General features: G+C 64.7%; 12 protein-coding genes and 1 CRISPR repeat array (1 of these 13 only partly in view). Of the genes, 3 read left to right on the top strand and 9 right to left on the bottom strand.

The genetic code is table 11. From position 1 onward, the window contains the following. Positions 1-78 precede the first annotated feature (78 nt). Together HNS03_RS18880 and HNS03_RS18875 are read left to right on the top strand one after the other, a co-directional pair. Positions 79-783, top strand: coding sequence for a hypothetical protein (locus HNS03_RS18880; protein ID WP_367197577.1), 705 nt, complete (start codon positions 79-81; stop codon positions 781-783). Next, positions 783-1,136, top strand: a complete 354-nt coding sequence (locus HNS03_RS18875; RefSeq protein WP_367197575.1) for a hypothetical protein — start codon at positions 783-785, stop codon at positions 1,134-1,136. Before HNS03_RS18880 ends, HNS03_RS18875 begins: the two co-directional genes overlap by 1 nt. Before the next feature lie 36 nt (positions 1,137-1,172). On the opposite strand, the gene HNS03_RS18870 is transcribed toward HNS03_RS18875, so the two are convergent. From HNS03_RS18870 to HNS03_RS18835, 8 genes are all read right to left on the bottom strand, one after another. After that, complete coding sequence (locus HNS03_RS18870) at positions 1,173-2,660, bottom strand: tetratricopeptide repeat protein (RefSeq protein WP_367197574.1); 1,488 nt, start codon at positions 2,658-2,660, stop codon at positions 1,173-1,175. Continuing rightward, positions 2,657-4,447: a hypothetical protein gene (locus tag HNS03_RS18865; protein ID WP_367197573.1), complete on the bottom strand. Its 1,791-nt coding sequence runs from the start codon at positions 4,445-4,447 to the stop codon at positions 2,657-2,659. Before HNS03_RS18865 ends, HNS03_RS18870 begins: the two co-directional genes overlap by 4 nt. 163 nt (positions 4,448-4,610) lie before the next feature. Further along, complete coding sequence (locus tag HNS03_RS18860; protein ID WP_367197571.1) at positions 4,611-5,927, bottom strand: type II toxin-antitoxin system HipA family toxin; 1,317 nt, start codon at positions 5,925-5,927, stop codon at positions 4,611-4,613. After that, positions 5,927-6,292, bottom strand: coding sequence for a helix-turn-helix transcriptional regulator (locus HNS03_RS18855; RefSeq protein WP_367197570.1), 366 nt, complete (start codon positions 6,290-6,292; stop codon positions 5,927-5,929). The genes HNS03_RS18860 and HNS03_RS18855 overlap by 1 nt, the downstream gene beginning before the upstream one ends. Positions 6,293-6,380: 88 nt before the next feature. Then, the gene (locus tag HNS03_RS18850; protein ID WP_367197568.1) at positions 6,381-7,352 is read right to left on the bottom strand and encodes a hypothetical protein; all 972 of its coding nucleotides are present in this window, start codon (positions 7,350-7,352) and stop codon (positions 6,381-6,383) included. A 25-nt stretch (positions 7,353-7,377) separates the two neighbouring features. Then, the gene (locus HNS03_RS18845; RefSeq protein WP_367197605.1) at positions 7,378-8,175 is read right to left on the bottom strand and encodes a DNA-processing protein DprA; all 798 of its coding nucleotides are present in this window, start codon (positions 8,173-8,175) and stop codon (positions 7,378-7,380) included. Positions 8,176-8,292: 117 nt separating this feature from the next. Further along, positions 8,293-8,637, bottom strand: coding sequence for a hypothetical protein (locus tag HNS03_RS18840; RefSeq protein ID WP_367197566.1), 345 nt, complete (start codon positions 8,635-8,637; stop codon positions 8,293-8,295). Positions 8,638-8,647: 10 nt separating this feature from the next. Then, entirely contained in the window at positions 8,648-10,243 is a 1,596-nt protein-coding gene (locus tag HNS03_RS18835; protein ID WP_367197565.1) for a UvrD-helicase domain-containing protein, read from the bottom strand. 98 nt (positions 10,244-10,341) lie between these two features. Here HNS03_RS18835 and HNS03_RS18830 point away from each other — a divergent pair, with 98 nt between their 5' ends. Continuing rightward, positions 10,342-11,277, top strand: coding sequence for a tetratricopeptide repeat protein (locus HNS03_RS18830; protein ID WP_367197563.1), 936 nt, complete (start codon positions 10,342-10,344; stop codon positions 11,275-11,277). A 6-nt stretch (positions 11,278-11,283) separates the two neighbouring features. On the opposite strand, the gene HNS03_RS18825 is transcribed toward HNS03_RS18830, so the two are convergent. After that, positions 11,284-11,769, bottom strand: a complete 486-nt coding sequence (locus HNS03_RS18825; protein ID WP_367197561.1) for a hypothetical protein — start codon at positions 11,767-11,769, stop codon at positions 11,284-11,286. Between the two features lie 86 nt (positions 11,770-11,855). Continuing rightward, positions 11,856-12,201: a CRISPR direct-repeat array (repeat unit 25 nt; unit sequence CCATCCCCGCGCGTGCGGGGGAACC); it runs 228 nt beyond the window's last position.

Genomic DNA, 12,201 nt, shown 5'->3' with positions numbered 1-12,201 from the left:
GCAAAATCGAATGTTGTTTGCCTTCTGCGAAAAAGCGTTTCGATTCCAGAAAATACGCTGCGGTTTCAAGGATGAGCCATGACCGATTACAAATTCATGCCTGCAACCATGAGCGAGAAGCTGCGTGATCGGTTCGCGCGCGAGCTGATGGAAGACAAGGGCGGGGAAAGCGCCGAAGGGCGCGCCGACGCGGCCTACAATTTCCTTCGTGGCGCCCTGGCCGACATCGTGCGAACGGCCCCGGAGGGTACCTATGAGCTGGTCCGGTTCGAAGGCGGGGCTGATGCAGCGGCCCGGGTGATCGAGAAGCTTGGCCTGCCCGGGTCTGCGTACATGGTCAGCCGGGCCGGTTACGAGAGGATTCGCGTGGAACAGGGATACTGCAAACCGTTCGATCTACTGCCGGGGTTCGCTGTTGCGCTCTACGACAACGGTAGAATCGAAGACTTTCACGAGTGCCGCGGACAGTATTACACGTGGAATGAGTTTCGCATTCACCATTTGGAGCAAGAGATGGAACGCCGCGCGGCACTCGACAGCGGTGAAATCAAAAAGTTTAACAGATACTACGAAGCTTGCCGATCGGCGTTCCACTTACTCGAACGCGCATCTAGCGTTCTCGAATGTGGATGCGATCCGACGGAAAATTCCGCCCTGGGCGACGAAGCGGGAGCGCAGCGGGCGGCGCTTGTAACCGAGATCAATGACATGCTCGCGAACCCGCCGTGGGGGCGGGCGACCACGGCAGACGAAACTGACGCCGACAACCAATCGACCTGCTGATGCCGCCTACTCTGGAAAATGAAAAGCCGATGCCGGTCGTGATCATCCATGAAGAGATGGGGGTCTACCTGGGCAACTGTCTGGGGCTTGGCTTCTGGACGCTGATGGACTGCGCCGGCCAGTCGGCCGCGGTGACGTTCCCGTCGGAAGCGGCAGCGCGGGACCATGTGGCGAGCTGGGAGCCGCGCCGGGATCCCGATGAATGCGCCTACGTTGAGCTCCGGGGCGCCGGCGACTACGCCGATCGCGCGGCGATCGAGGCGGCCGGGCTCGGCCACCTGCTGGGCAAGCTGGGCGAAGAGATTGACCTGGAACGCTCCGATGACAGCCCCGAACCTCCGATGATGACCTGAGGGATCGAGAAAGCGTCCCCGCAGGCGGCGACGGTCCTAGTCCTCCGATTGAGAAAGCCGCCGCTTTAGTTCCTCGACCATCCACGCGTCACTCGGCGCCAGCCGACCGCTTGCCTGAAGCCGCTCGGCGACCTCAAGGGCGCGAGCGTAGTTGTCCCGGGGCGCACGCCCCGTTTCGGCGAGCCTCACGCAACTGATGATCAGGTCGCGCTGCCACTCGGCGTTGGTGGGATCGGCGGCGGCGAGGCGCTCGCGGATCGCCTGGCTCTCCTCATAGGCGGCGGCCGCGTCGTCGAGGCGGTCCCGGGCCATGGCCACGTCGCCGATGTTGTTCAGGCTGACCGACAGGCCGCGCTGCCACTCGGCGTTGGTGGGATCGGCGGCGACGAGGTGCTCGCGGATCGCCCTGCCCTTCTCATAGGCGGCGGTCGCGTCGTCGAGGTGGTCCCGGGCCATGGCCACGTCGCCGATGTTGTTCAGGCTGACCGACAGGCCGCGCTGCCACTCGGCGTTGGTGGGATCGGCGGCGGCGAGGCGCTCGCGGATCGCCCGGCTCTCCTCATAGGCGGCGGCCGCGTCGTCGAGCCGGCCTTGGGCCGTGGCCAGGTCGCCGATGTTGTTCAGGCTGATCGACAGGTCACGCTGCCACTCGGCGTTGGTGGGATCGGCGGCGGCGAGGCGCTCGCGGATCGCCCGGCCCTTCTCATAGGCGGCGGCCGCGTCGTCGAGGTGGTCCCGGGCCATGGCCACGTCGCCGATCCTCTCCAGGATGACCGACAGGTCGCGCTGCCACTCGGCGTTGGTGGGATCGGCGGCGGCGAGGCGCTCGGCGATCGCCCGGCCCTTCTCATAGGCGTCGGCCGCGTCGTCGAGGCGGCCCCGGGCCTTGGCGACGTCGCCGATCTTGTTCAGGCTGACCACCAGGTCGCGCTGCCACTCGGCGTTGGTGGGATCGGCGGCGGCGAGGCGCTCGGCGATCGCCCGGCCCTTCTCATAGGCGTCGGCCGCGTCGTCGAGGCGGCCCCGGGCCTTGGCGACGTCGCCGATCTTGTTCAGGCTGACCACCAGGTCCCGCTGCCACCCGGTGTTGGTGGGTTCGGCGGCGGCGAGGCGCTCGGCGATCGCCCGGCCCTTCTCATAGGCGTCGGCCGCGTCGTCGAGGCGGCCCCGGGCCACGGCCACGTCGCCGATCTTGTTCAGGCTGACCGCCAGGACCCGCTGCCACCCGGTGTTGGTGGGTTCGGCGGCGGCGAGGCGCTCGGCGATCGCCCGGCCCTTCTCATAGGCGTCGGCCGCGTCGTCGAGGCGGCCCCGGGCCACGGCCACGTCGCCGATCCTGTCCAGGATGACCGCCAGGTCGCGCTGCCACCCGGTGTTGGTGGGATCGGCGGCGACGAGGCCTCTGTTGCGGTCGTAAAGGGCCTGCCAGATCCTGCCGGCACCGGACAGATTTCCGGACCGCGAGAGGGTCTCTGCCACTTGATCCGCGAGATGGTTCGGTATCCCCTCCAGGCTCCAGGTCATGGCCGGAACCCTTCGATGAAGCGGTTCGCCGCGTCATAGGCGCCTTCGTAGTTGCCGCGCCCGTTCTCGATTGAGACGAGCCGCGCGAGGGCGAGGCCGGCGCGACTGTCCTCCAGCGCGATCATCCGCTCGGCGGCGACGCTGAGCGCAAAGGCGAGGTCTTCCGGCTGCAGCCCCTCAAACGTGTCCGGATCGTCGACCAGGCAGCCGAGGAGCTCGTCCAGACGCGCGAACAGCGTCTCGTCATCGGGCCAGTCTTTGAACTCCCGGCGCGCATTCCGTCGGTAGCGGCCGGCGGCGTCGAAATAGAGCCGCTCGGAGAAGCCGCCGATGTCGTTGCGGCTGCGATCGCGGATGTCGCGCAGCAGATAGTATCTGCTCTCGCCCTCCTCCATCTGAGGGCGGGCACCCTCGGCAAGGCAGGCATTGGCGAGCTTGTCGACGAAATCGACCACGAAGCGGTTGCCGGCGATACTGGCCAGGGCGAGCGATCGACGGACGCCACTCGGCGTCTCCCGAAAGCGTCGATCGGCGACCCTGTCGATGTCCAGTCGGGAGAGCGTCAGGACTTCCTCGACGCCTTCCGGCGTCAGGTCGCGGTCAGGATCATGATCCTCGAACCAATGGTCTTCGAGGTCCATAATCTCGACGATCTGCTCGAGCTTGCGCGGGTTGCCGCCGGCGTGCTCGGCGATGGCCGCCACGGTCACCGGATCGATGCCCTTGTAACGGTCGGCCAGGGCGGGCCTCAGATCGACGTCGTCGTTGAGGTCGACCTGAAGGAAGCAGGTTTCGGGCAGCTCGGCCGTCGGCGGCGGGCCGAACCAGGCCGGACCGGGCGCGGGCACCTGGCGCACCCGCTCCAGCACCTGCGCGACGAGGCTTCTCGGAACGGGCTCGCCCGCGGCCGTCTCGGTGTCGTCGAGGTTTCGGCTCCAATGGGTGATGAGCAGCAGGAGCGGCCAGCGGCCGCGGGCGCTGCGTTTGATCAGCAGCTCGACGAAGCCGGCAAGCGGCCGGTCCTGATCGGCGAACTGGGCGTCGTCGATCAGGATCACGGCCGGCCGGTGCGCGAACTGGGGGCTCTTCGGGTTCAGAAGGCGGTCCAGGTCGGCTAGCACCTCTTCGGCGACGCTCGCCGCGTGCCGATCGCCTTCACCGGCCGGATCCGCGTTCTCCCGCAATCGCTCCTGGCCGATCTTGCCAATCCGCCACATGCTCTCCGCGATGCGCTTGAGCGAACCGGCGCCAATCACCTCGCCGGCGACATCCAGGCCCAACTCAGCGATGGACATGCCAAGTTCCGTGGCCACGTCCGCGAGCTCGGCCGCAGTGGACCGTCCGTCCTGGCTCCGTCGGTGCGCGATCCGCATCGTGACCAGGTGCGGCTTCAGCTTGTCCAGGGTGGCGAAGAGCGCATTGCCGGGGTTGTATCCCGCCTGGGCCTGGATGCCCCACCACAGGAAGGGCAGGATCGCCGCATAGGTGCAGTCCTCCGCCCTGGGCGTGAGCGAGGCCTGGTCCTGGTTCTCGTCCTTCGGCACGAACTCGGGCCAGTAGCCGGCGGGATCCTCCCGCTCCCGCAGGCGCCGGTAGAGCTCGATGGCGAGCCGCGTCTTGCCGCGGCCGCGCTCGCCATGGATCAGCACGACCCGATGGATCGGCGCCTTCGGCTGGCCCTTGGCCTGGACGCCTTCCGCCTCGCGCTTCACGTCCTCGAAGGCGCGCACGAGCTGCTGCAGGCTGGATTTCCGGTTTTCGCCCGAGAACTTGAGATCCGCAGCCATCCCCACCCCATTGCGCTGCTGCAGCGTTCTGCCCCGTTGGCAGAACAATATTGCGGACTGGGAACGAGGCTACAACCCTGAATGGAACAACTGGCGGATCGGGGGATATGGTGGTCACCGGCGCCGACCAGCCCAGTTTGCCCAAGCAAACGGCTTCCTTCGGTCAAGGCCCCATCGGTGCATCGGGCTCGTCTATCCGATCATGATCGGACGATCGCGGCGTCATCGCGCGAGCCTTCTGCATTTCCGGGTGGTCGAAAGCCGGCTGATAGGCGGCAATATCCGCCCGCGTCATGCCCAGGCTCTCCGCGATCGGCCTCCAGGATTGGGATACCTCTGTCGCTGTCGCGTGGACGATCGCGGCGCCTTCGTCCTCCGTCAGGTCGAAGAACGGGGCGTGTTCGATGAGGACGTCACAGCTCGCATCGCTTCCAGAGATTTCGGAGATATGGGTCTTGAGCTCTCTGTGGCGTTCCGGGGCCGGATTCACGTCGAACATGGGCGAGAGCCGCCAGAGGTTGTCGCCGGCATAGAGAAACCCGTGATTTTTCAGATGGTCGTCGACGTTGGAAACCAGGATCGTGAAGGCGACCCGCTTGAATAGTTCGGTCAGGTCGGCGGAGGGCTTTGCGGAGTGCATGCGGATCGCGTCGGCCAGTTGGGTGTACGTTCCCGAGTCCGCGTCGGCCGTCTCCAGCATCGTCTGGGCGGAAATGTAGGGAACTCGACCGTTCGGACGCCGATCGAACCGGGGAATGAGTGCGACCGGCAGGCCGTCGCTGACGGCGAGCCGGGCCCGCGGGACCTTGATGCTGCAGCGTGCGGCGAGCGTGAGCGTGAGCACTTCGGCCTGCTCGACACTGTAGGTGTCGTGTCTTGAGGTGAATTTCGCGATCAGCAGCGACCCGTCGGTGTCGACGACGGAGCATTTGGGCCGAGCACCACCCAATGAGCTTCCGATCTGCCGAAGACGGCGCAACGCGGCCGCCATTCCCGGGCTCTCCTGCTCGATCTGGGCGATCGCCTGGCCGAGTTCGTCGAGATGCAGGAGCGGCGGGACGTCGTGTCGGCCGCCGGCGGCGCTTGCAAGGAAGGGCGCATCGGTCTCCGGTTCTCTGATCCGTAGAGCACCCATTCTGCTGTGATCGTCGACTGCGAGGAGATAGTCGAGCTCGGTCAAAGGAGCTCGGTTGGCTCTGCGCTCTCGCGTATCGCGCCTGATGATGTTGCGCCCCCACGTGTCGGGGGTGGTGTCGGCGATTGGGGGCGGCAAGGGTGAGCCGCCCCCCTGCTTCTTGAAGAAAAAGGGGCCTCCCGACAGCGGCATCGACGGGGCGATGGCGAAGCGGCGGGAATGGCGAAGCCAGGAATCGGCGTACTCGAACTGCGAGAACTCGCGATTGCCTTGGGCGTCGAACCGCAGAGTGCCGACAGGCAGACCATTGTCGCCGATGCATATTGAGAGGGTTCGTGTCGACATCAGAAGGCCTCGCCGTCAGGGGCGTCATCGGTACCGGCGGACGTCGCAGCGGAGCGGCGCGAAGACCGGATCCGCTTGGGCAGCTGCTGTTCGCTGAGCAGCAGCCCGACGTCGTCTTCGCCGGCATCGAGCAGGTCCGAGAGTCGAGACGTCTCTCCAAGCACCAGGAGCACCATGGCGAGTGTTCCGACGGAAACGCCCGGGTCGCCGGCCTCCAGGTTCCGGATCGTCGGAACTGACACACCTGCCCCGTCGGCCACGCGACTCTGGGTCAGCCGCCTGCGCTTGCGAGCGGTCGCGATATCCGAACCGAGCTTGCGCAGGGCTGCGTCGGCACTGAGAGAGGGGAGGCTTTTTCGCTTCATAATGGAAAGAATATAAGTGCCAAACTCTCATAACACAAAACATACGTTCTATTATAGGCGTTGTTCTGCCCGCGGCTGTCGCGCCGTCCTAGGGGCACGGGCCATGATCTGAGGACGGGTCGGCGTCCGCTGGACTGTCGTCGACCTCGCCCGGCGCTTCTATTGGCGCCGACGTCACGACCTTCGGGTCAGCGCTCTGCGTAAGGTCTCTTTCGAGTGTGTGCACCTCGACCTTCACGCGCCAGCCGGCGCTGCCTTCATGTCCGAGCAGGTGGGATCCGTAGACGGACGGATCATCGTCGGAGATGATGCAATCCTTCCGCTCGACGACGACGTGGAGCGCGTCACCGCGCAGCCACTCGGGGCTATAGGAGGAGGGAATGATCGTGTTGTACGTTCGGGATGTAGGCGCCTTGCGAAGCTGATCCGTGCGTTTCTGGCGTTGTTCTTGAGCAGCGGCCTTGCTCTGTTCAGCGTAAGACCTACGTCGCTTTTCCAAAGCGGAAGCATAGGACTGTTCGATATATTTGATGCGACAATAGTCCACCGAGTGTGTGGGGTATCCGAATATTCCCCACCCGGAGACCTGTTTGTCGGATTGAGGCTCACCACCGGCTTCGACAGTCAATCGCTCATAATCGTCCCGCGTCATGTCGACCGGCCACGTCTTCCTCTCCTCAAGCACCGCAAGAAACCGCTCGGTTTCGCGATGATACTCTTCAAGAGCCAGGGGAACGGCGTCGATCCGGGCTTCAATGTAGTCGAAGATGGCGTCCGGATCGGTCTTCAGTGAGAGCGGAATTTCAAAAAGACGTACGGACACTTGGCGGCCGGGCTCACGTACTACGAGAGAGGCTTCAGGCGCGGCTTCTGGGACCTGGTCGTAGATAAAGGCTTCAACATAGGGTCCAGACGAGCCGACGGGTTTCCCATCTGGCATCAAATACTGCGGGTAGCGGCCCACTGGTGAGAGGACGACGGGAATTCCGTCGATGATTGTGGCCGCTATGGCAAAGGAGCGGTAGTGATCTTCAAGAACGGAAAGGCGCTCGTGCGGCATCAGGGAAGCCTCGCAGTGGAACGTTTCAGGGGCAAAGGTCGGTTGTCGCCTGGTCTGGGGGATGCGAGAGATCCGCGGCGATCGAAAGCTCGGCCGGCCGCGGTCGAAAGCGTTCGAGGAAGTCCTGTAGGTCCGCTCGATCCGAGATCGGGATCGCCTTTCCGTCCTTGATCAGCTTCCGGGGTCCCTGAGCGGCTTTGTGGTCGGCCCATTTCTGTGGGTGTGCAAGGCATGACAGCGGCCGGCCCTGCAGGATGGCGAAACGTGCGGTGCGCATGCTGCCGCCACGTAAGTTGCTCTCCACCAAGAAGACCCCGTCCGACATCCCGGTCTGGATCCTGTTGCGTTCGACAAGGAGATCTGGCCGCGCTTCGGTGCCGGGCGGGTTCTCGGACAGCAGACAGCCCCCCTCCTCCAGAAGCCGATGGGCAAGCCACTCGTTTTCGGCGGGATAAATGCGGTCGAGCCCGTTCGCGAGGATGGCGATCGCCGGCCGGCGGAGCTTGGCGGCTGCCGCCAGCGCGCTGGTGTCGATGCCGATGGCGAGACCGCTGACGACGGTCAATTCAGCGCGTATGGCCGCCTGTGCCGCTCGTCTGGCAACCTCCTGGCCATACTGAGATGGTGAACGGGTGCCGACAATCGCCAGCGCCTTCTCGTGTCTCAAGGCGTCGAGCGATCCCCGGCAATAGAGGACATGCGGGGGCCGGGAAATGTGCCGCAGTTTCTCAGGATAAAGCTCGTCGAAATAGGTCACCACGTGAAGTCCGGCGGCGGCGGCGCGTTCGAGGCGATAGCGAGCGCTTTCCCAGAGGCGGTCGATCTCCTGGATGGGCTCCCCCGGAAGGCTAACCGTCAGGTGGTCGCGGCATGCTTGTTCGTCGAGGGACGACGGACGGCGAGCGATGACAAAGCTGCGCGCAGATGGCGTTGGTGGAGGTCATCGCGGTCGCGGGGCCGCGGGGCCGAGCAGTTGGTCATCCGTCTGATCGGGCTGCGGCGCAGTATTGTAGTGTGTCTGATAAAACTCCGTCTGGCGCGCCGGAGTAGGCAGCCGATTGTCGGCGTCGAGCTCCTCGACGATTTGCTGCAGCGCCGATCTTGCTTCGGCGATGTCAGCTTGAGAGCTGAAGCGCACTGCGAGCGATTGATCGACACGGTCGATGTCAAGCTCGCCTTTCTCGATCAGATCCCGGATCTTTCGACGGCGATCCGGATCAGCCAGGCGGAGTTGAACCGCGACGTTCCCGGCCAGGGCGTCGCCATCAGGATCGTAGGGGAACATGGCTGCTCCTTCAGATGGTCTCGAACGACGGAGCGGCCGACCGATCCGCGTCTTTTCTGGAGTGGCGCCGACAGGAACGTGCGGGCCGGTTGGTTGGGGCGGCGTCGCTGGGTGAGAGGATCCGCTCAAGGCGATCCGTGCGCCCGATCGCGCGGGTCGCCGCTACATAGAGAAGGTTCCACTCTTCAAGGGCGGCGGTAACAGCTGCAGGCGACTCGGTGGTCGCCTTCTTGTGCCGCTCCTGAAGCTCGGGCAGCGAGCGCCAGTCGTTGGCCAAGATGACCTGCGGCCACTCGCAGCCCTTGGCTTTGTGGGCTGTCGAGAGGACGATCTGAGCCCTCTGGGGTGGGACCTCGTACGCTGCGAGCCGATCGAGGTGTTGCGGCATACCTTCTTCAACCAGCTTTTGGAGCCGAGCCATCGTAGAGTTGCCGGCCTCTGCCTCCATCAAAAGCTCGTCCCAGCTGTCGAACGACGCGAGTTCAGGGGAGCGAACAGCCTCCAGGTCACCGTCGTGCAACGCCTGAGCCGATTGCGCATCACGTCGAACCTCTTCGATGCCGCCAAGAAACGAGATCTTTATTTCTTTTTTCGCGTAGTTGATGCCTGCGCGCAGCAGCTCTGCGTTGGAACGAGCCAGGAGGGCCGAACGCGGAGCAGTTCGCTTCATTGGGCCATCCGGTCGGGCGCCGACAAGCCGTTGAGAGGGTCCCCCATCCGGGCGGCTCGCAAGGATCTTGCGAGCCTGGTCAGCGATGCCCTCACCGAACCGGAAGGAAGCGGTCAGATAGAGCTCGCGACCGGGGAGGCGTGAAAGCGCGTTCTCAGCGCCACGAAAACTGTAGATTTGCTGGTACGGATCACCGACGGCGACCAGCGGCAAACCCGACTTCACCAGGATGGATCGCTGGACGGGATTGAGATCCTGGCTCTCGTCCACCAGGACATAGCCGACGCCGGCGAAAGCGCGATTGCGCACAGTTGGGCTGAGGTCGAGAATTTTGAGGTACGCGTCGTGCGAGAACTGGCGCTCCGTGACCATCGTGTCCCAGACCCGCTGAGCGGCCGCCGCGATGGACGGCAAGAGGGAGGCGATGGTGTTGCGGACGATGCCGGCGCGCCGCGGGTCGCGGATCATGGCCGGATCGCCGCAGGTGAGAACCAGTGCCTGCTGCGCATGGTCGTCGGTGAGCTGCGGATCGGCCGAGGCGCAGAAGATGTCGACGGTGCGCGAGACGGCTGCGGCGCAGCGATATGCGTTCCAGCGCTTGAGGCGAGGCCAGTGGAATCGGCCCATATCGATCAGGTGCTGGACGGCTTTGGCATTGAGCCGCATCGACTGTTCGTTGGTCATGCCAGTGGCCCGCCATGCCAGAGAATGCATGGTCCGTGCAGTACAGCGAGTGTCGCGAAATTTTTGGTTGGCCTCATTGGCGATCGGCTTGTTGAACGCGAGGTAGAGCCCGGTGTCGGGGCGAGCGTGAGCAATCCCTTTAAGAGTCGTGGTTTTCCCAGCTCCGGCGAATGCGAGGACGCGCAGGACGTCGCCGTCGTCCAGGCGAGAGGCCGCTTCGCGGATTTCGGTTTGCTCCAGAGTGGGCGGCATGGTGGACCTCGCGGGCATTGTTGGTGCCGCGATCGTAGCACTTGGCTGTGAAAAACCGTAGTGTTGCTGCTGATCGGGACTGATCGGAGGAGATCGAGATGTCGAGTTGGAAAGCCGGAGCGGATGGCTTGCGGTGGGCCATCGTCGTTCTTTGCGCGGGTGTCTGTTTCACTGGGCCGGCAAAGGCCGACGAGCTTGGAGACGCGCTCGAAGCGGCGTCGAGGGAGGACTATGCCCGGGCGGCGACCATGCTTGAGCCTTTAGCGAAGGCTGGTGACGCCAATGCGCAGCAGACTCTGGCCACGCTCTACGCGGAGGGGCTGGGTGTGGCGCCGGATGCCGATCGAGCGTTCGCGCTTTTTCAAGCGGCGGCGGAGCAGCACCATCCGGTCGCGCTCTACAACATGGCGGAAATGGCCCGAAACGGTCGGGTGAACGGAGTCGGTGACGGCGCGGCCGCGGAGTGGCTCGCCGAAGCGGCTGAGCTTGGCTATGGCCCAGCCGGAAACCAGATGGGAGCGCTCTACCTGGCCGGCGACGGAGTGACGAAATCGAGCGGTGCGGCCGCACGGTTCTTCCGGATCGCCGCAGTGGGCGGAAATCCGGATGCCCAATTCAACCTGGCTAACCTGTTTCGTCGGGGGGAAGGCGTGCCTGAGAGTATGGCCTGGGCCTACCATTGGTACAGCGAAGCTGCACTGCAGGGACAGACCCAGGCCATGGTCAATCTGGGGCTGATGTACGCGACCGGCACCGGTGTCGCCGAAGACATGGTCGCTGCGGCGAGCTGGATGGCGTCGGCGGCCGAAGCCGAAGATCCGTTGGGTCAACGGTACCTCGGCCAGATGTACCGGGACGGCGACGGTGTCGGACAAGATCCGGTTGCAGCCTTGAAATGGTACATTCTTGCCGCGGCGCAGGGTGACCAGGAAGCCAAAGCGGCGGCCGGGGAGCTAAAGCCGACGATGAGCGACACTCAGGCCAGCCAGGCGGCAGCAGACGCCAAGAGCTGGATCGCGGCACACAGCCGGTAACGGCGCCTAAGAGATATCGCTCTCCATTGGCGATGAGGCCGACCATCTCCAGAAGCCCTGTTTGCCCGCAGCTGGCTCGGGTGGAACGAGGCGCCGGATTCTCGAAAGCGGCCACGCCCAATTGGCATGCTCATGGCGATCGCTGTCGTTGACCGCTGCTCCGAGCTCTTCGGCGACCGTTTGGCCGCTGAGAGGTGTGCCGAGCTCGGCAACGCAGAGAACATGACCGAGGGGAAGTTCCACGTTCCCGCGGAGGATGCTCTCCAGGATCGGCAGCGCCGAGGGCAGTAGGCCGGTGGTCCAAGGTCTCGAGCCGGAAAGGCGGTCGATCAGATCCTGGATCTCGTTGCGGCGGACCGGTCTCCGGCCGGCATGTATGGCTATGTCGCGTCCGCAAAGGTTGCGAGGTGCGGGCCAGCCTCGGAACTCCCAAGGTTTGACCTCGAGCGAAATGAGGGTGGCCCACGGTTGCCAGATGGTAATCGCCATCATCAGGGGGTCTCCAGTATGTGTCTATCCCCGCCTGTGCGGGATCAGTGTGGCCGATAGCAGCGACTTGCCGACACCGCCCGGACCATCCATCCCCGCGGGAGCGGGGCGCGCAGTAACTAGCTACTGGGTCTCACTGCCAGTAGAGGGCCATCCCCGCTCGGGCGGGGAAACCAGCGAAGCCATGCCGCAGAAAAGGCAAAGCGGGGGACCATCCCCGCGCGTGCGGGATAGCCGAGCTCGCTCGCTGAGCTGTCGTCGATAGTTTAGGGCCATCCCCGCGCATGCGGGGGAACCGTCGTCGGATGACCAAACATTACCACTAGTAGGGGGCCATCCCCGCGCGTGCGGGGGAACCACGCGAGTGCAAGGAATCGTTACGACTAGTAGTGGCCCATCCCCGCCCGTGCGGGGGAACCGGTCAGGACGTCTTTC

The sequence above is a fragment of the Amorphus sp. 3PC139-8 genome (assembly GCF_040750475.1).
In the GTDB taxonomy this organism is placed as follows: Bacteria; Pseudomonadota; Alphaproteobacteria; order Rhizobiales; family Amorphaceae; genus Amorphus.
This window is presented reverse-complemented; position numbering and strand designations above follow the sequence as displayed.